At 66.0% G+C, this 16,702-nt stretch carries 18 protein-coding genes; 9 read left to right on the top strand and 9 right to left on the bottom strand.

Annotation, left to right across the window (positions count from 1 at the left end; genetic code table 11):
• Positions 1-6 precede the first annotated feature (6 nt).
• The 4 genes from AACH40_RS10420 to AACH40_RS10405 all read right to left on the bottom strand — a co-directional run bounded on the left by AACH40_RS10420 (position 7) and on the right by AACH40_RS10405 (position 3,195).
• Positions 7-783, bottom strand: a complete 777-nt coding sequence (locus AACH40_RS10420; RefSeq protein WP_338642353.1) for a glucose 1-dehydrogenase — start codon at positions 781-783, stop codon at positions 7-9.
• A gap of 15 nt (positions 784-798) precedes the next feature.
• Complete coding sequence (locus tag AACH40_RS10415; RefSeq protein ID WP_338642352.1) at positions 799-1,239, bottom strand: nuclear transport factor 2 family protein; 441 nt, start codon at positions 1,237-1,239, stop codon at positions 799-801.
• 64 nt (positions 1,240-1,303) lie between these two features.
• Positions 1,304-1,879: a VOC family protein gene (locus AACH40_RS10410; RefSeq protein WP_338642351.1), complete on the bottom strand. Its 576-nt coding sequence runs from the start codon at positions 1,877-1,879 to the stop codon at positions 1,304-1,306.
• Positions 1,876-3,195 (bottom strand): aromatic ring-hydroxylating dioxygenase subunit alpha, encoded by a 1,320-nt coding sequence (locus AACH40_RS10405; RefSeq protein ID WP_338642350.1) that lies wholly within the window; start codon positions 3,193-3,195, stop codon positions 1,876-1,878. Before AACH40_RS10405 ends, AACH40_RS10410 begins: the two co-directional genes overlap by 4 nt.
• 226 nt (positions 3,196-3,421) lie before the next feature.
• On the opposite strand from AACH40_RS10405, the gene AACH40_RS10400 reads away from it, so the two are divergent.
• From AACH40_RS10400 to AACH40_RS10385, 4 genes are all read left to right on the top strand, one after another.
• On the top strand, positions 3,422-4,132 hold the full coding sequence (locus AACH40_RS10400; RefSeq protein WP_338642349.1) for a TetR/AcrR family transcriptional regulator: 711 nt from the start codon (positions 3,422-3,424) through the stop codon (positions 4,130-4,132).
• A gap of 90 nt (positions 4,133-4,222) precedes the next feature.
• On the top strand, positions 4,223-5,563 hold the full coding sequence (locus AACH40_RS10395) for an aromatic ring-hydroxylating dioxygenase subunit alpha (protein WP_338642348.1): 1,341 nt from the start codon (positions 4,223-4,225) through the stop codon (positions 5,561-5,563).
• 3 nt (positions 5,564-5,566) lie between these two features.
• On the top strand, positions 5,567-6,250 hold the full coding sequence (locus AACH40_RS10390; RefSeq protein ID WP_338642347.1) for an SDR family oxidoreductase: 684 nt from the start codon (positions 5,567-5,569) through the stop codon (positions 6,248-6,250).
• Between the two features lie 15 nt (positions 6,251-6,265).
• On the top strand, positions 6,266-6,700 hold the full coding sequence (locus AACH40_RS10385; RefSeq protein ID WP_338642346.1) for a nuclear transport factor 2 family protein: 435 nt from the start codon (positions 6,266-6,268) through the stop codon (positions 6,698-6,700).
• Positions 6,701-6,755: 55 nt separating this feature from the next.
• Here the strand turns inward: AACH40_RS10385 and AACH40_RS10380 are convergent, their stop codons facing one another.
• On the bottom strand, positions 6,756-7,496 hold the full coding sequence (locus AACH40_RS10380; protein ID WP_338642345.1) for a hypothetical protein: 741 nt from the start codon (positions 7,494-7,496) through the stop codon (positions 6,756-6,758).
• Positions 7,497-7,663: 167 nt separating this feature from the next.
• On the opposite strand from AACH40_RS10380, the gene trxB reads away from it, so the two are divergent.
• Complete coding sequence (trxB, locus tag AACH40_RS10375; RefSeq protein WP_338642344.1) at positions 7,664-8,638, top strand: thioredoxin-disulfide reductase; 975 nt, start codon at positions 7,664-7,666, stop codon at positions 8,636-8,638.
• Between the two features lie 7 nt (positions 8,639-8,645).
• On the opposite strand, the gene AACH40_RS10370 is transcribed toward trxB, so the two are convergent.
• The 4 genes from AACH40_RS10370 to AACH40_RS10355 all read right to left on the bottom strand — a co-directional run bounded on the left by AACH40_RS10370 (position 8,646) and on the right by AACH40_RS10355 (position 11,492).
• A complete protein-coding gene (locus AACH40_RS10370; RefSeq protein WP_338642343.1) occupies positions 8,646-9,434 on the bottom strand; it encodes a hydrolase 1, exosortase A system-associated in 789 nt (262 codons plus the stop codon).
• Entirely contained in the window at positions 9,431-10,099 is a 669-nt protein-coding gene (locus AACH40_RS10365) for a hypothetical protein (RefSeq protein WP_338642342.1), read from the bottom strand. Before AACH40_RS10365 ends, AACH40_RS10370 begins: the two co-directional genes overlap by 4 nt.
• 70 nt (positions 10,100-10,169) lie before the next feature.
• Positions 10,170-10,439 (bottom strand): acyl carrier protein, encoded by a 270-nt coding sequence (locus AACH40_RS10360; protein WP_420874035.1) that lies wholly within the window; start codon positions 10,437-10,439, stop codon positions 10,170-10,172.
• A gap of 39 nt (positions 10,440-10,478) precedes the next feature.
• Entirely contained in the window at positions 10,479-11,492 is a 1,014-nt protein-coding gene (locus AACH40_RS10355; protein ID WP_338642341.1) for a GNAT family N-acetyltransferase, read from the bottom strand.
• Between the two features lie 54 nt (positions 11,493-11,546).
• Here AACH40_RS10355 and AACH40_RS10350 point away from each other — a divergent pair, with 54 nt between their 5' ends.
• From AACH40_RS10350 to AACH40_RS10335, 4 genes are all read left to right on the top strand, one after another.
• Positions 11,547-13,073 (top strand): acyl-CoA ligase (AMP-forming), exosortase A system-associated, encoded by a 1,527-nt coding sequence (locus tag AACH40_RS10350; protein WP_338642340.1) that lies wholly within the window; start codon positions 11,547-11,549, stop codon positions 13,071-13,073.
• Positions 13,070-14,296 carry a pyridoxal-dependent decarboxylase, exosortase A system-associated gene (locus tag AACH40_RS10345; RefSeq protein WP_338642339.1) on the top strand — a complete coding sequence of 409 codons (1,227 nt, stop codon included), beginning with the start codon at positions 13,070-13,072 and terminating at the stop codon, positions 14,294-14,296. Before AACH40_RS10350 ends, AACH40_RS10345 begins: the two co-directional genes overlap by 4 nt.
• 210 nt (positions 14,297-14,506) lie before the next feature.
• On the top strand, positions 14,507-15,154 hold the full coding sequence (locus tag AACH40_RS10340; protein ID WP_169492967.1) for an XrtA/PEP-CTERM system exopolysaccharide export protein: 648 nt from the start codon (positions 14,507-14,509) through the stop codon (positions 15,152-15,154).
• Positions 15,155-15,176: 22 nt separating this feature from the next.
• Positions 15,177-16,694, top strand: coding sequence for an XrtA system polysaccharide chain length determinant (locus AACH40_RS10335; protein ID WP_338642338.1), 1,518 nt, complete (start codon positions 15,177-15,179; stop codon positions 16,692-16,694).
• The last annotated feature ends 8 nt before the right edge of the window (positions 16,695-16,702 follow it).

Below are 16,702 nucleotides of genomic sequence, written 5' to 3'. Positions count from 1 at the left end.
AATCGGTCAGCGCGTCAGATAGCCGCCTTCGACCGCAAGGCTGTGGCCGGTGACATAGCTCGAGGCGTCCGAGCAGAGCCATGCGCTTGCTTCGGCGACTTCCTCCGGCTTGCCGAAGCGGCCGAACAGCGACAGGGCAGGGGCGAAATCTTCTTCGGTATTGCCCGTGGTTTCGAGCGCGCCGCGCAGCATGGGCGTGTCGATGGCGCCGGGCAGCACGGCGTTCACGCGAATGCCCTTGCCTGCGTAGTCAAGGCTGCCAACCTTGGTCAGGCCGATCACGCCATGCTTGGCGGCCACGTAGGCGGGATTGAACGGTTGCGGTCGCACCGAGCTGACCGAGCCGATGTTGACGATCGAGCCTTGCGTGCCTTGGCGCAGGATCTGCGCAATCTCGTACTTCATGCACAGCATGACCGAGCGCAGGTCGACGTTCATCACCCGGTCGAAAGCCGCCATGTCGGCTTCGTGGATGGGGAGGTTGTCCGGCGTGATCGCCGCGTTGTTGACCGCGCAATCGAGCTTGCCGAACACCGCGACCGCTTCTGCCACCAGACGTGCGACCTGCGCTTCGTCGGCAACGTCGCAGCAGAAGGCGTGGGCTTCGCCGCCCGCCGCGCGGATCGCCTCCGTGGTGGCGGCGGCAGTCTCGGCGTTGATGTCCGAGACGATGACCCTGGCGCCACGCGCGGCGAGCAGGCAGGCGGTCGCCCGGCCCATGCCGACGCCGGCGCCGGTGACGATGGCAACCTTGCCGGTCAGGTTCACGAGATCTGGGTTCACGTTTTCGCTCCCGTCCTACTTCGCGTTCTCGAGCGTGCCCGATAGCGGCAGCAGGAAATCCATGGTGTAGCGCGTGGCCTTCCAGCCGGCGGCGGTGCGCCGGACGTCGAAGTAATAGCGGCCGTTGACGGTGACCGTGCTGCCGTCCTTGCCCACGCCCATGCCGATCACATAGGCGCGCATCGATGCCGTATCGCCGGCATAGGCGGTGACCGCGAAGTTGGTCAGGTAGTGCGCATGGTGCGCCATGTTGGCAAAGACGTTGGTGAAGAAGCCGCGGATGCCGTCATGGCCTTCGAGCGCGGCGAGGCCGATCCCGGAAAGATCGAACACCGCATCCTCGGTGAACACGTCGAGAATGCCATCGATGTTGCCGATGCTGTCCACGGCATGGGCATAGGCGATCATCAGGTCCTGGATCGCGAGACGATCCTCGATCGGGCAAGTCACGGACACGGTTTTCTCCCAAGGTGAGGTGCTGTTGCGACGCGCCCTTTGCGGGCTGCATCGTGGTCTGTGGTCAGGCGAACAGGGGGCGGATGGGGTCGGTCACGCCATCCCAATCCAGCGCTGCTTGCGCGATGCGGGTGAACGCCTCGGTCTGGCCCGCATCCTCCTCGACGATCTCGATCATGCAGCCGAGCTCGGGAGAGGTATCGATGTAGCAGAAGCGCATCGCGCCGAACCGGCCATCGACCGCGCTGATGAAGCCCTGGTCGAGATAGCGCTGGCGCGTCTCGTCATAGGCATCGGTGTAGATGCAGAAGTGGTGGAACCCCTGCGCACCCCTGGCGATGGTGTCGCGATAGGCGCTGGGCCGGTCGCAGTGCTGCTGGATCAGCTCGATCTGCGTGCCGCCCGACTGGGCAAGCGCAACCGAGAAATCGATGCCCTCTGCCGGTCGCCCGCGATAGTCCAGTTCGGCCAGCTGGATGTGGGGCACGATGAAGAAGGGGCCGATGCCGGTGGCCCTGGTCCAGGCCCGCGCGGCCGCTTCGACGTCATCGACGATGAAGGCCGCCTGCATCAGGTGCGGCCCCGTGCGGCCGGGAACGACCGCCGGCAAGGCGGCCGTCCCCTGCGGCAGTGCGCTCACGCGCCGCCCTTGACGTAGTCGTTGAGCAGTTCGTGGAAGCGCTGGATGCGCTTTTCCTGGCCGGGCAGCAGGCAGCCCTTGAAGCCGCGCGAATTGAGGCCCTGCTGCTGGGTGGTGCCGATCGACAGGTCCTGATCGGCGACGTAGCCCACCGATACGCCGTCACCGTAGACCGAGTGGCGGTGGATCGCATCGTGCATGAACGGTGCGCGGCCCACGGGCGTGTCGATCTCGGTCATGCCTTCGACCGGCGGATAGAGGCACCAGTGCTGGAACACGCACTTTTCCGGGTCGGTGGGGTGCGGTTCGGTGCGCAGGATCTGGCACTGTTCGGGCGACATCGTGATGGTGAGGTTGGGGAACAGCGTGCAGTGGAAGTAGTCCACCAGCTGCTGGTCGGTCATCTCGCTGTAGTCATAGCCGCGCTCGGCGCCCTTTTCGCGCTTGGCCTTGATCACCGCCTCGCGGATGTCGTTGGTGCGGCCGCGATATTCCTTGGGATCGATGCCCCAGGCTTCGGCCGCTTCATAGAGGCCCGGCGGCACGTCGCCGCTGACGTAGTCTTTGCGGGTGGTGGCCTGGTGGCCGATCATCCACATCGCGTTGTGACCGCTCTCGTACATCTCGAACAGCGTGGTCGGCAGGCCGTCGTTGATGAACGTGGCCAGCTCGGGGTGGATGGTGGGGAGGTGGTAGCTCTCGTTGAAGTTGTCGCGGATGATCTTCCAGTTGAAGTTCGCATCGGCCGACACGTTCAGCACGCGCACCCAGTTTTCCAGCTTGTAGCCCTTGAGCCGTTCGGGGAAGGGCGAGAGCCATTCGTGCAGCGGGGCGACATCGTCGTCCATGCACCAGAACACGAACGGACCCCAGGTTTCGCAGCGCAGTTCGGACAGCTTGGTCTTGCCGCAGGGGTTGCCGCCGGCGAAATCGTCCGGGTCCTGCACGTGGACCAGCGTGCCGTCGGGATCGAACTGCCAGCCGTGATAGCCGCAGGTGATGCGCGGGGTCGAACCGGCATCGCCCAGGATCAGGCGGTTACCGCGGTGCGGGCAGGAGTTGTAGAACGCCTTGATCGAGCCATCGGCCTGCTTGACCATGATGACCGATTCCTTGCCGAAGTTGTGGCGGATGAAATCGCCTTCTTCCTCCAGCTCGGCCGTCACGCCGCCCAGGTGCCACACCTTGGGCCACAGCCGGTCGCGCTCCAGCTCCATCCATTCCTTGCTGATGTAGCGGTCTGCGGTGATCGTATCGCCGCGCACGGCGACGTCGAATTCGGGCGAATAGCGCGAGATCGGCTGCTCAACGGTCATCTTCGGTTCCTCTCCAGGCGGCTCCCCGCAAGGGGCGGTCTGACGGCGAATCTGGAACGCCGGCGACCGTTGGACCGCACTATCCTCCTGATGCCCGCCTCATGCCCACTCACCAAACTCGCAGGTTGCATTTCTGCGGCTTGAGGCGTGAAAACAGGCACCCTTGCCGGTTTCTTTTGCCACCGTTCACACGCGCGAAAACCTGAAGTTTGTGATAGGAGCCCGAATGGCCACCACGATGCAGCAACGCATGCTCGATGCGATGCTTCCCGCAGATCTCGCGGCAGAGCCCGAGCGCTGGCAGCAGCGCAAGAGCGTGCGCACGCGCGTCCGGCTGGTGGAAGCCGCGATCGACTGCCTGGTCGAGGAGGGGTACGCCGGGCTCACGACGCAGAAGGTGGCAGAGCGTACGGGCTCCTCGCGCGGGGCGATGCACCACCACTTCGCCACCCGCATGGATCTTGCCGCCGCCGTGGTGGAGCATGTGTTCTATCGCCGGATGCAGGCCTTCCTCGACGATTACCTCGCTGCTGTCGCCGGCGCGCGCGACGAGTCGCTGTTCGAAATCAGCACAGAGGCGTACTGGCGCAGCGTCCAGACGCGCGACTATGCGGCCTATGTCGAGCTGGCTGTGGCGGCCCGCAGCGATAGCGACCTGGAGCGGGTGTTCCTGCCCGCCGCACAGCGCTTCGATGCCGTCTGGATCTCGGAAATGATCGAGAGCTTCCCGCAATGGCAGGCGCGGTGGGAGACGATGAAGCTCGTCAGCGATTTCGTGGTGACGGCCCACATGGGTCTCATGCTCAACCTGCCCGTCATCGGCGCGAAGCGCGCGGCGCTGGTTCGCCGGCTGGTGGCGCGCGTGGTGGCTTTGCTGCACGCCGAGGCGGCTGCCGGTATTCTCGACCTCGAAGAAAACAATCCGACTGGACTTTAATCTGGTTCTTCTGCCAGTATCCCGCCGTGCACCGCTGGGCCACAGCTTGGCCCACGGCATCCGCAGCAGACGGACGAGCGGGAGACGACGATGAACGAGAACAGCGCCAGCTTTGCCGCGCTCGATGGCCGCGATCCGGCCAACCTGCGTGGCGATCCGATCACCGGCGATCGCTACTATTCGAAGGAATTCGCGCAAAAGGAGTGGGATGGCCTGTGGTCGCGCATCTGGCATGTCGCCGGGCGCACTGCCGAAATTCCCGAGCCGGGCGACTTCCTCGTCCACACCTTCATGAAGGAATCGGTGATCTGCATCCGCCAGGATGACGGGTCGATCCGCGCCTTCTACAATTCCTGCCGCCACCGTGGCATGCGCATGGTTGCGGAAAGCTCCTCGCTTGAGGCGATCACCTGCCCGTACCACGGCTGGAAGTGGGGCAAGGACGGCGTGCTGCAGTTCGCGCAGGACGGGCACGATTTTCCGCAGGGCGATCCGTGCGGAAAGCTCAGCCTGAAGGAACTGCGCTGCGACACATGGGGCGGGTTCGTGTGGTACACGATGGACCCCAAGGCCGAGCCGCTGCTCGACTATCTCGATCCGATGCCGCAGCTCTACAAGAGCTACCCGATGGACAGCGCCGTCCGCGTGGCGTGGTACCGCATCGCGCTGAACGCCAACTGGAAGTTCGTGACCGACAACTTCTCGGAAAGCTACCACACCCGCACCGCGCATCCGCAGGTGCCGCCATGGATCGACCAGGATGTCGACACCGCCCGCCACGAAATGTGGCCGCGCGGGCATGGTCGCACCGTGCAGCCGATGCGTCCGTCGCTGTCCGACCGGCTGCCCGAAGGCGTGCCGCACCCGTTCGAGGCGATCCTGCAGCAATGGGATATCGATCCGTCGAGCTATGCCTCGTACGAGGACATGGCGATGCAGGGCTGGCTCGACCTGAAAGCCGCCAAGCGCCGGCTGTGGCAGGAGCGGGGCTATGTCCACTACAAGGACATGGACGATGAACAGATCACCGACAGCCCGCACACGGTGATCTTCCCGAACGTGACGATCAGCTTCCTGCCCGACAACCTAATCTTCTTCCGCAGCGAACCGCACCCCGAGGACCCGGAGAAGTGCTTCTTCGACCTGTGGTGCATGGCATTCCCGGTGGAAGGGCAAGAGACCTGTCAATCGATCATGGCCGGCGAAAAGCCGCTGCGCGAGGTGGAAACCTGCGAGCATCGCGATTTCGATGGCGGGCGCGGCATCCCCGAACTCGCAGGACAGATAGTTTACCAGGACATGGAGCTGGCCGAAGGTATGCAGGCCGGCATGCATTCGAAGGGCTATGAAGACGCCTACCTGCCGGCACAGGAAACCCGTGTGCGCTTCTTCCACGAAGTGCTCAACGACTGGCTCGAAGGGAGAAGATAAGTCATGGCAACCGTAGCAATCACCGGCGCCGCGCGCGGCATCGGGCTGGAGATCGCGCGCCAGCACGTCGAAGCGGGGGACAATGTGATCGCGCTGGCGCGCTCGGCCAGCGACCAGCTCAACGATCTTGCCGCCGCATCGAACGGCAAGCTGACGATCCATGCGATGGACGTGGCCGAAGATGCTTCGGTGAAGGCCGCCGCCGCCGCCAGCGGCAGCGATCCCATCGACGTGCTCTACAATGTCGCCGGCGTGACCGGGCCTTCGTCCGAGAAGGAGCTGGAGACGGCGGACTGGCAGGCGTGGAACGATACGTTCAACGTGATGGTGCAGGGCCCCTTGCGCGTGCTGCAGGCGTTCCTGCCGCGCATGGACAAGGGTGCCAAGGTGATCAACATCACCAGCCAGCTCGGCGCGTCGACCTGGCCCTATGGCGGGTTCTACGCCTATGCCGCGTCGAAGGCTGCGCTCAACCGGCTGATGCGCTCGGTGGCGATCGATCTCAAGGACAGGGGCGTCATTGTCGGGCTGGTGCATCCTGGCTGGGTGCAGACCGACATGGGCGGCGCCGGCGCCGACATCACGCCCGCCGAATCCGCTGCCGGCATTCGCAAGGTGGCCGCCGACTGGACGCTCGAAACTTCGGGTGATTTCCTCAAGTGGAACGGCGAACCGCACGCCTGGTAAGGGAGGAGCAAAGCCATGCCGTTTACCGGCCCGATCGAGGACCGCACCGCGATCCGCGAACTGATGGATACGCACGCGCACGGCGTGATGACGAAGGACGCCGCGCTGTGGGGCTCGATCTGGGCCGAGGACGCGCAATGGGAACTGCCCGAATACCCTGATCTGGGGGTGTTCACGGGCCGCGAGACGATCGTCGCCGGCTGGGTCGAATCGATGAAGGCCTATGGCCTCGACAACATGACCCGGCCAATGATCTACTTCATGCAGCCCGGATCGATCGAGGTGGATGGCGACGAGGCCACGGCCGTTGCTTATACCATAGAGATCTACGACGACCCCCAGACGGGAAAACGCGTCTACAACAATGGCCGCTACGACGATCGGCTGCGCCGGATCGACGGCGCCTGGAAGTTCACCTACCGCGCCTACAGGATCGTGTTCGCGGAATAAGGCTTCTTCTCCAATCAGAATGGGCGGCTGCGGTAAGCGGCCGCCCGTTCCTTTTTCAGAACTCCACTTCGAGCAGCAGCCGCAGCTGGCCCCGGGTATCGTCGCGCGCCTTGTCGATGGCGAAGAGATAGCCGGCTTCGATCGCGATCTCGGGCCCCAGGCCTTCGACCTCACCCTTGACCACCGGGCCGAGGAAATGTTCGGCATGCGGCGCGAACCGGCGGAAATCGCCAAGTTCGCCGAACGCGGCCAGGCCCAGCCGGACTTCGTCGCCCGCCACGGCGTAGTCGGCCGACGCGGCATAGCCCAGTTGCACGCGCTCGCCCGTGGCCAGCGCCTTCTGGAAGATCAGGTTGAGCCGCGCGTCGAACGGGCCGGCCTTGCGCTGCAGCAGGATCTTGCCTTCGAGCGCATCGGGCGTTTCGTGCAGCAGGCCGACTTCATATTCGCCATAGACGGCGACATCGATGCCTGCGACGCGGCCGAGGCCGTAGATCGCCTCGAAGCTCATCGCTTCGGCCTTGCGCGGGCCCGAAGGTTCGCGTTCGAGCTCGACTTGCGCACCCAGGCGCAGGCGCGAGGAGGGCGAGTAGGCGGCTTCGAGCTTGAGCGCGTCTTCGCCGGCATCGGCGCCGCCCAGAAGCCGGCCATAGCGCGTTTCCAGCTCTACCTTCCCGGCCTCGGTCGTCGCGCCATAGACCTCATCACCCGTTCCCGGCGCGGCGAAGGCCACCGCCGAAGGCAGCGCCAGCGACAGGGTGAGCGCACCGCGCACGATCGAATTCAAAATGTTCATGTTCCCCCCATCGCCCCGCACGCCGGCTAATGCGATAAACTCGCATTAGCAATGCAGAAAGATTCCGACACAAACATTGCTTGGGATCAAACAAGGGAAAACTGCGGCGCCGGACTCGTAATCTGCCCGCGCAGATTCTATCTCGGCCCTCGACTGGAGGACCCTTCATGGCGACGACGCACAAGACCCGCATGCTCATCATCGGTTCCGGCCCCGCCGGCCTTTCCGCCGCGATCTATGGCGCGCGCGCGGGCATGCAGCCGATCGTGGTGCAGGGTCTGCAGCCCGGTGGCCAGCTGACCATCACCACCGATGTCGAGAATTACCCGGGCTTCCGCGACGTGATCCAGGGCCCGTGGCTCATGCAGGAAATGCAAGCCCAGGCGGAGCACGTCGGCACGCGGATGATGTGGGACACGATCCTGGAAGTCAGCCTGGATGGTTCGCCCTTCCGCGCCATCGGCGACAGCGGCGATGTGTACGAAGGTGATGTCCTGGTCATCGCCACCGGCGCACAGGCCAAGTGGCTTGGCGTTCCGGGCGAAGTCGAATTTTCGGGCAAGGGCGTTTCGGCCTGCGCCACGTGCGACGGCTTCTTCTATCGCGGCAAGAAGGTCGTGGTCATCGGCGGCGGCAACACCGCGGTGGAAGAGGCGCTCTACCTCACCAACCACTCACCCGACGTCACGCTGATCCATCGCCGCGACAGCCTGCGCGCCGAGAAGATCCTGCAGGATCGCCTGTTCGCGCATCCCAACGTCAAGGTGCTGTGGAACAAGGCGGTCGAGAGCTTTTCGGGCGACCTTGGCGGTGGCGGCCTGCAGGCAGTCGAGCTAGTCGACACCGTAACCGGCGAAAAGTCGTCGCTCGCGACCGACGGTGCGTTCGTCGCCATCGGCCATGCGCCGGCGACCGAACTGTTCAAGGGCAAGCTCGAGCTGGACGAGAGCGGCTATATCGTCGTCCAGCCGGGCACGCCAACGACCGCGATCCCCGGCGTGTTCGCCTGTGGCGACGTGATGGACCACACCTATCGCCAGGCGGTGACCGCCGCCGGCACGGGCTGTATGGCCGCGCTCGATGCCGAGCGTTTCCTGGCCGAGCTCGACTTCGCCGCGCACCAGGCCGAAGCGGCCGAATAACTGGCCCCTAGGCCAGGGCTTCCCGCAGGCGCGCGATCAGCCAATCGCGCGCCGGTTCGCTGTCAAAGGCGTGTCCGGCGCTGGCGTGCCGGGCGATGCGTTGGTCCGTGCGTGGCCAAGCCGCCTCGAACAGCTGGGCGGTTCGGTCGCCTTCGGCCAGCAGGATCGAGACCGGCCCGGCAAAGCGCGACAAGGCTTCGTCCATCTCGCGCACCAGCGCTGAGGCGCGCGGTGCCCTTGCGGCGCCGCCCACGTCGCGCGCCATGCTGGCAATGCTGACGCCCCCGCTCAGCAGCCGCCGCCATTCGCTCGGGCGGGCCAGCTTGCTAAGATAACGCCGCCACAGTGCGCCTGCCGGCAGCGCGCCAGCAGCCTCTTCGGCATCGTCGCGCGTCCACGGGTTGGCGAGGATCAGCCCGTCCAGTCCGGCATCGCCGCCAAACAGTGCCAGCGCGCTGGCGGCGTCGCAGATGCCGAAGCCGACCACCCGCCTGAGATGCGGCGCTGCCTGCCGGAACGCGGCGAGCGCTGCGGCGATGTCGGGCGCGCTCGAGCGGTAGCCGTGGTTCTCGCCCTCGCTTTCGCCCACGCCGCGCCGGTCGAAGCGGAAGCAGGGCACGCCTTCCTCGCGCGCCAGCTGCGCGGTCAGCCGCGCCATGCCGGCAAAGGCGCCGCTGCGGATTTCATTGCCGCCCGAAACCACCAGCAGCCCCGTTGTCCCGGCTGCGCTCGGCGTGTCGAGCGTGCCGACAAGCTGTGCCCCTTCGCAGGCAAAGCCCAGATGCCGGCGCATCATGCCGCAACGATCCGGGCAAGTGCAGCAGCCTGCGCAGCATCCTCGCCGGGTTCGGCGCGTGTCCATAGCGCCGCGCCGCCGCCCAGCTCGGACAGCAGGATCGTGCGCTGGCCTTCATGCGCGGGAAGGGCGCCTTCCAGCCCGGCGATCATCGCCGGGTTGAAGCGATAGCCGGCAAGGATCAGGCCCTGCTCGCGGCCCTGATCGAGCAGGCCCTCAATCGTAAGCTGCTCGCCCGCCTCGCGCCCTGAGATCACGCGCGCGCGCAGCAGGTGGCGGAGCAGTGATGCGCCCTTGACCGGTTCGAGCACGTGGCCGGGCAGGTGCGCGGGGAAGACCAGCGCCCCGCCGCGCACGGCGAGGACTTGCGTGGCGGCGAACTGTGCGGTCGCATCGGCCATCGCCCGGCGCCAGGCATGAAGGCTCTGGTGCGCGAAATCCTGCGGACTTTCGTTGCAGCCGGGCAGGTCTGGCAGGAAGCTGTCGAGCCCCGCCGCATCGAGCCGCCGCATGGTTTCGACCAGCAGCCGACGGGTGCGGTTCTGCTCCTCGAACAGCGCAGGCACGATCAGCACGCGGCGTTCGCGGCCCCGATCGAAGGCGGCCGCATGCTCATGGATGGGGCCGTCGGGGCCGGGGCAGGTCCAGGTCGCGCAGAATTCCATGACGAGGCACCTGCGATAGCGCAAAGCGCCCGCAGTGTCGTCAGCGCAATGGTCCGGTTTCGGGACGCTTCTAGCCGAGGCGCGCCGCAGTGAAGGCGAGAAGGTTGCCGTAGGTTTCCAGCACCTCGCCATCGATGTCGTCGTCGTCGATGACGATGCCGAAGCGATCCTCGATCTCGGTCAGCAGGCCGGCCACCGCCATCGAATCGAGTTCGGGGATGGCGCCGAACAGCGCGGTATCGGCGTCGAAGCTGGCGACGGTATCGGCATTCAGCCCAAGCACGTCGCGCAGGATGGCACGCAGCCGGTCGTCGGTATCGTCACTGGCCAAAGCGCTCACCCTCACTGCTCCCGCACGAAATCGCTGTTTTTCCGGCCTCTAACCAGTGGAACCCGGCAAAACAAGGGGGCGCTTGATCCATCCGCGCAGAGCCAGCCGTGCGAGGCGGGGCCAGCTGGATGGCGAAGATAGTCTATGAAATTCAATCCTGTATAGTGGGCGGACCGCATCCATCCAGTCCCGCTTGTAGGCATCCGCGCCGGTTCCGAAGTCGATCCGCGATACCTTGTCGACGTCGATCGCATGGGAAAACATTGCTTGAGCAAGTAACGTGCCCGGGGAGCGGGCCTTGTGCCGTTCGTCGTGGGCCAGCTTGTGGATCCATGCAGTGCCGCCCTCGATCGTCCAGAACTGCGCGGCGACGGGTTCGCCATCGATCCGCGCGATGCCCAGCCGGAGTGCACCAGCAGCGCCTTCCGCTTCGGCAAAGCGGCGCAGGAACGCGGGGTTGCCTTCGGCGGGCTTCCAGCTGCGCTGATAGACTGTTTCGTACGCGTCCCACGCGTCATCGCTGAATTGCGAAAGCACCTGAAGATCGACCGCACCGTCGCGCCCCTTTCGGCGCACCGTGGCACGCAACGCACCGGGGCGTGCGCGCCACCAATCCTCGAAACAGGATGAGGTTATGTCGCAATAATAGTTGAAATCACACACTTCGATGTTGCCGAGCCAGCCCTGCGATCGCAGCGCCCCGGCCATCGCTTCGGCGTCCTCCTGCAGCATAGGGTAAAGCCGCAGCGGCCGGTGCAAGCTGGCGGCGAGTGCGGACAGCAAGTCCACATCGCGCCCGAGCGGGCGGATGAAGAAGCTGTACCAGTTGCCCAGTTGCGCGAACCCGAACGCCGTTTCGCGCAAGGGCAGGGCCACGATCCGATCGCCTTCGCGCGCCACGGCGAGGAAGCACCGGCCTTGCGCAAAGCACGTCTCGGCCAGCAGGCGAAGCCAGTCCAGCCGGTCGAACGGCGCGCTCGTGTCCGATCTCGCGAACAGCGCGGCGAGCGCCGGATCGGCTTGCGCTTCGCGCAGATCGACGTGATAGACCCGGATCGCCAAATTGCCCTTCCGCCTTTGCCTGCGACTGACCAGAGCCACCAAGGTAATCCCCGCGTGACCGCTGAACCCGACGCCATCGTTCGCCCGCTCGACCATCTGCCCCTGCGCGGCGAGGCTGGCGCGCCCGCGCTGGTGCTTCGTTCGGGCACGCTCACTTACGCAGAGCTCGATGCCCGCGTCGGACAGCTCGCCGCCTGGCTGCGCGGCAAGGTATCAGCGAAGGGTGAACGCATTGCAACCTGGGCGGGCAAGGGCGAGCTCACGTGCCTCGTGCCGCTCGCCGCCGTCCGTGCCGGGCTGGTGCACGTGCCGATCAATCCGCTGCTCAAGCGCGCGCAAGTCGCGCACATTCTGGCCGATAGCGGTGCGCGCCTGCTCATTGCAAATGCAGGCCGCCTGACCAGCCTGGAGCCGGGCGACGCGAACCATACGTCGCTTTGCGATGAAGCGGCGATCTGGTCTGAAATCAGGGACCTGACCCCGCTTCCTCCGTCAGATGCTGAGGATGATGCGCTGGCCGCTATCCTCTATACCAGCGGATCGACCGGGCGCCCCAAGGGGGTGATGCTGTCCAACGCCAATCTATGGCTGGGGGCGGCCAGCGTTGCCCATTATCTCAAGATCGCGCCGTCGGATCGCGTGCTCGCGGTCCTGCCGTTCGCCTTCGACTACGGCCAGAACCAGCTGCTTTCGACCTGGCATGCCGGCGGCAGTGTGGTCCCGCTCGACTACCTGATGCCGCGCGACGTGATGAAGGCGGTGGATCGGCACGGCATCACGACCATCGCCGCGGTCCCGCCGCTGTGGCTGCACCTGGTCGAACTCCCGTGGCCCCTCGAGATCGCGGCGAAGCTGCGGCGGCTGACCAACAGCGGCGGCGCGCTGACTCCCTTGCTGGTCGCGGCCTTGCGCCGCACGTTCCCGCAGGCCGATCTCTACCCGATGTACGGCCTGACCGAAGCCTTCCGGTCGACCTTCCTCGATCCCGCGCTGGTCGATGCGCACCCGACCTCGATCGGCACGGCCATTCCCTTTGCGGAAATCCTGGTCGTGACCGACGACGGACGCGCGGCGGGCCCGGACGAGGAGGGCGAACTGGTCCATGCCGGGCCGCTCGTTGCCCGGGGCTACTGGCAGGATGCGGAGCGCACTGCCGAGCGTTTCAGGCCTGCGCCCGCGTTCTCGGTAATGGGCGGCATGGCGGTGTGGTCGGGCGACCGTGTGCGGCGCGATGTGCAGGGGCTGCTGCACTTCGTCGGTCGACGCGACGCGATGATCAAGACCAGTGGCAACCGGGTCAGCCCGCAGGAGGTGGAGGAAGCCGCCGTCGCGACCGGGCTGGTGGCAGAGGCGGTGGCGCTGGGCCTGCCCGATCCGCAGCTGGGCCAAGCGATCCACCTCGTCGCGCGGGCCACGGGCGAGGCCGATACGCCGGCGCTCACCACGGCGCTGGCGCGTTCGCTGCCCAATTTCATGGTGCCGCGCCACGTCCACTGGCGCGATGTCATGCCGGTCAGCCCCAACGGCAAGCTCGATCGCGTTGCGCTCGCCGCCGAACTCGCGCAAGGGCTCGAGGCATGAAACCGCTCGGTCCCATCCCCGAAGGATTTGTCGCGATCGACGGCGAACTCGCCATTGCCGGTCGCAAGGCGAGCGATCTGGTCGCCGAGGCGGGCCGCACCCCCCTGTTCGTCTATGCCCGCGAACGGCTCGATGCGCGCGTCGCCGCCCTGCGCGCGGCGATGCCCGACCGGCTGGCGATCCACTATGCGGTCAAGGCCAACCCTTTCGCCCCGCTGCTGGCGCACATGGCCGGGCTGGTCGACGGCTTCGACGTCGCCTCTGGCGGGGAGCTCGCTTTGGTCGAGGCGGCCGGGATCGATCCTGCCAAGGTCAGCTTCGCCGGCCCCGGCAAGCGCGATGCCGAGCTGGAACTGGCCATTGCCAAGGGCGTGACGCTTAATCTTGAATCGGTGCGCGAGGCCGAGCGCGCGCTGGAGATTGCCGGGAAGATCGGCGTGACGCCGCGCCTTGCCATTCGCGTCAATCCCGATTTCGATCTCAAGGGATCGGGCATGAAGATGGGCGGCGGGGCCAAGCCGTTCGGCATCGATGCGGACAAGGTGCCCGCGCTGGCGCGTCGGCTGGTCGATGCCGGGGCCGACTGGCGCGGGTTCCACATCTTCGCCGGAAGCCAGGCGCTGGACGCCGCCGCGATCATCGAGACGCAGGCGCAGACCCTTGCCCTCGCTGCACGGCTTGCCGAAGAGGCGGGCGTGACCGTGCCGAAATGCAATCTCGGCGGCGGCTTCGGCATCCCCTATTTCCCCGGCGACAAGCCCCTGGACCTTGCCGCCGTCGGCAATGCCCTGGCCGAGCGCTTCGCCGATATGCCCGCGGTTTTGCGCGATACCGCTTTCTGCATCGAGCTGGGCCGGTTTCTCGTCGGCGAATCAGGGGTTTACCTGACCCGGGTGATCGATCGGAAGCAAAGCCACGGCGAAATATTTCTCGTCACCGATGGCGGCCTGCATCACCAGCTGGCGGCCAGCGGCAACTTCGGCACCGTCGTCAGGCGCAACTATCCCAGCGCCATCGCCACGCGCTTCGATGCGCCGGTGGAAGAAGAGGCGAGCGTGGTCGGATGCCTGTGCACACCGCTTGACCGACTTGCCGAGAAGGGCGGTTTTCCGCGGGCCGAGGAGGGTGATCTGGTCGCCGTGTTCTGTGCCGGAGCTTATGGCGCCAGTGCCAGTCCGGTCCATTTCCTGGGGCAAGGGCCAGCGGCGGAAGTTCTCATCTGAAACAAATGATTAACCATTACCGTGTGCGACGTGCCAAATCGGGACTGCCCCTGCAAACCCCTTGTCACTTGGGGGTTTGCGAACAAGGCTAACGCAATCTTCACCACTCGGCGGTAATTCCCCGGGGGAGCACGGTCGCAATTCCGCAGATGGTCCCGGGTCATGGGACAGTCGTGGAACTGGCCGTGCGGAAGTTCCGAAGGATCTTGCATGCGGACCGTGTTGCGCCCCAGTTTCCTCCTTGCCGGCACTGCGCTGGCCGGCATGGCGCTCTCCGGATGCGCTGCCGCGAAGCCTGCGCAGCAGTTGCCGCCCGCCTCGTTCGTGGCGTTGCAGGAAGGCCCGGGCGAGGAATACGTGATCGGCCCGCTCGACGAGCTGACCATCTTCGTCTGGCGCAACCCCGAACTGGGCGCCAGCGTGCAGGTGCGGCCAGACGGGCGCATCACCACGCCGCTGATCAACGACATGCCGGCGGTGGGCAAGACCCCGTCTATGCTGGCCGAGGATATCAAGCTCCAGCTGTCGCAGTACATCCAGGAGCCGATCGTCTCGGTCATCGTCAACAAGTTCGCCGGCACGTTCAGCCAGCAGGTGCGGATCGTCGGCGCGACCGAGAAGCCGTCCTCGATTCCCTATCGCGCCAACATGACGCTGCTCGATGCGATGATCGCGGTGGGCGGCCTGTCCGAATATGCCGCCGGCAACCGCGCCCGGCTGGTGCGGTTCGACAAGACCACGGGCAAGCAGAAGGAATACAACCTGCGCATCGGCGACCTGCTCAAGAAGGGCGAGAGCAAGGCCAACGTGATGCTGATGCCGGGCGATGTCATCATCATCCCGGAAAGCAACTTCTGAGCGCGCGGGGATCCCCACCGGCATGACCAACATCTACGAGGAAGTGCGCATCGCGCTCTACGGGATCTGGAACCGGCGCTGGCTGGCGCTGGGGATCGCGTGGGTGGTGTGCCTCGTGGGCTGGCTCGCGGTCGCCATGGTGCCCAACAGCTATGAATCCAAGGCGCGCATCTTCGTCCAGATCGACGACGTGCTGTCCGACCAGATCGGCATCGGCGGCGATCGCAAGCGCGATATCGAACGCGTGCGCCAGACGCTGACCAGCTCGGTCAACCTCGAAAAGGTGGTCCGCGCGACGCGGCTGGGCGACAAGGTCACCTCTGACAAGCAGATGGAATCGACGGTTGCCGGCCTTGCCAAGGCGATCAAGGTGGTCAGCCAGCAGGACAACCTGTTCGAGATCACCGCCTCGTCGGGCAGCCGCGGCTATTCCGATGTCGAGAATGCCAAGCTGGCGCAGGACATCGTGCAGAAGATGATCGACATCTTCCGCGAGGAGAACCTTGCTGGCGGGCGCGGCGAGATGACCGATACCATCGCCTTCATGGACCAGCAGCTGCAGGACCGGCAGAAGGATCTCGAAGCCGCCGAACAGCGCCGCCAGGCCTTCGAGGCCAAGAACGCCGGCCTGATGCCCGGCAGCGGCGGCGTGACCGCCCGGATCGAAGGTGCTCGCAGCGAACTGCGCGGTGTCGATTCCGACCTGCTCGCGGCGCAAAGCGCGCTCGCCGCAGTGAACGGCCAGCTTTCGGGCACGCCGCCGACGATCATGGTCCCGGGTGCGGCCGGCGGGGCGAAGGGCGCGCTGGCGCAGGCGCAGTCCGAGCTTGCCGGGATGCGCGCGCGCGGCCTCACCGACAGCCACCCCGATGTGCAGGCGCTCAAGAGCCAGATCGCCGGCCTTGCCAAGCTGGCAGCCGGCGAGGGCGGGCCGGCCGGCACGCCGAACCCGGCCTATGTCTCGCTCCAGTCGATCAAGGCCGACCGGCAGGCGAGCATCGTTGCGCTGCAATCGCGCAAGGCATCGCTGCAGCAGGACATCGCCCAGCTTTCCACGCAACAGTACAGCGAACCGGCCGTCGCGGCCGAAGCTGCGCGCATCAACCGCGACTATGACGTGCTCAAGGAACAGTATGACAAACTGCTGCGCGATCGCGAACAGCTGCGCCTGCGCGGCCAGGTCGAAAGCGAGCGCAATGCGGTGAAGTTCGAAGTGATCGATCCGCCGACCACGCCGCGCAGCCCCTCCGCGCCCGATCGGCCGTTGCTGCTGATGCTGGTGCTGGTGGTGGGCCTTGCTGCCGGATGCGGCGTCGCTTTCGCGATGGCCCAGCTGCAGTCGAGCTATTCGACCACGGGCCAACTGGAACGCGCGACCGGCCTTCCCGTGGTCGGGTCGATCTCGCTCGGCATGACGCGCGAACAGCGCAGCGAATACTGGAAGCACCTCAAGTGGTTTGCCGGGGGGACGGTCGGCCTTGCCGCCGTGCTCGTGGTACTGCTGGCGCTCGAATACATGAAACGCGGCATGGTGGCATGACGGGATGG

Source organism: Novosphingobium olei (assembly GCF_037076535.1).
Classification (GTDB): domain Bacteria; phylum Pseudomonadota; class Alphaproteobacteria; order Sphingomonadales; family Sphingomonadaceae; genus Novosphingobium; species Novosphingobium olei.
Note: the sequence above shows the minus strand (reverse complement) of the source record. Positions and strands in the feature narration are given on the sequence as shown.

What these genes read in the sequence shown, in the direction of transcription:
- AACH40_RS10380 (WP_338642345.1), bottom strand. Translation starts at nt 7,496, where the DNA reads ATGAACATTTTGAATTCGATCGTGCGCGGTGCGCTCACCCTGTCGCTG.
- AACH40_RS10365 (WP_338642342.1), bottom strand. Translation starts at nt 10,099, where the DNA reads ATGGAATTCTGCGCGACCTGGACCTGCCCCGGCCCCGACGGCCCCATC.
- AACH40_RS10395 (WP_338642348.1), top strand. Translation starts at nt 4,223, where the DNA reads ATGAACGAGAACAGCGCCAGCTTTGCCGCGCTCGATGGCCGCGATCCG.
- AACH40_RS10390 (WP_338642347.1), top strand. Translation starts at nt 5,567, where the DNA reads ATGGCAACCGTAGCAATCACCGGCGCCGCGCGCGGCATCGGGCTGGAG.
- AACH40_RS10370 (WP_338642343.1), bottom strand. Translation starts at nt 9,434, where the DNA reads ATGATGCGCCGGCATCTGGGCTTTGCCTGCGAAGGGGCACAGCTTGTC.
- trxB (WP_338642344.1), top strand. Translation starts at nt 7,664, where the DNA reads ATGGCGACGACGCACAAGACCCGCATGCTCATCATCGGTTCCGGCCCC.
- AACH40_RS10405 (WP_338642350.1), bottom strand. Translation starts at nt 3,195, where the DNA reads ATGACCGTTGAGCAGCCGATCTCGCGCTATTCGCCCGAATTCGACGTC.
- AACH40_RS10400 (WP_338642349.1), top strand. Translation starts at nt 3,422, where the DNA reads ATGGCCACCACGATGCAGCAACGCATGCTCGATGCGATGCTTCCCGCA.
- AACH40_RS10385 (WP_338642346.1), top strand. Translation starts at nt 6,266, where the DNA reads ATGCCGTTTACCGGCCCGATCGAGGACCGCACCGCGATCCGCGAACTG.
- AACH40_RS10340 (WP_169492967.1), top strand. Translation starts at nt 14,507, where the DNA reads ATGCGGACCGTGTTGCGCCCCAGTTTCCTCCTTGCCGGCACTGCGCTG.
- AACH40_RS10345 (WP_338642339.1), top strand. Translation starts at nt 13,070, where the DNA reads ATGAAACCGCTCGGTCCCATCCCCGAAGGATTTGTCGCGATCGACGGC.
- AACH40_RS10335 (WP_338642338.1), top strand. Translation starts at nt 15,177, where the DNA reads ATGACCAACATCTACGAGGAAGTGCGCATCGCGCTCTACGGGATCTGG.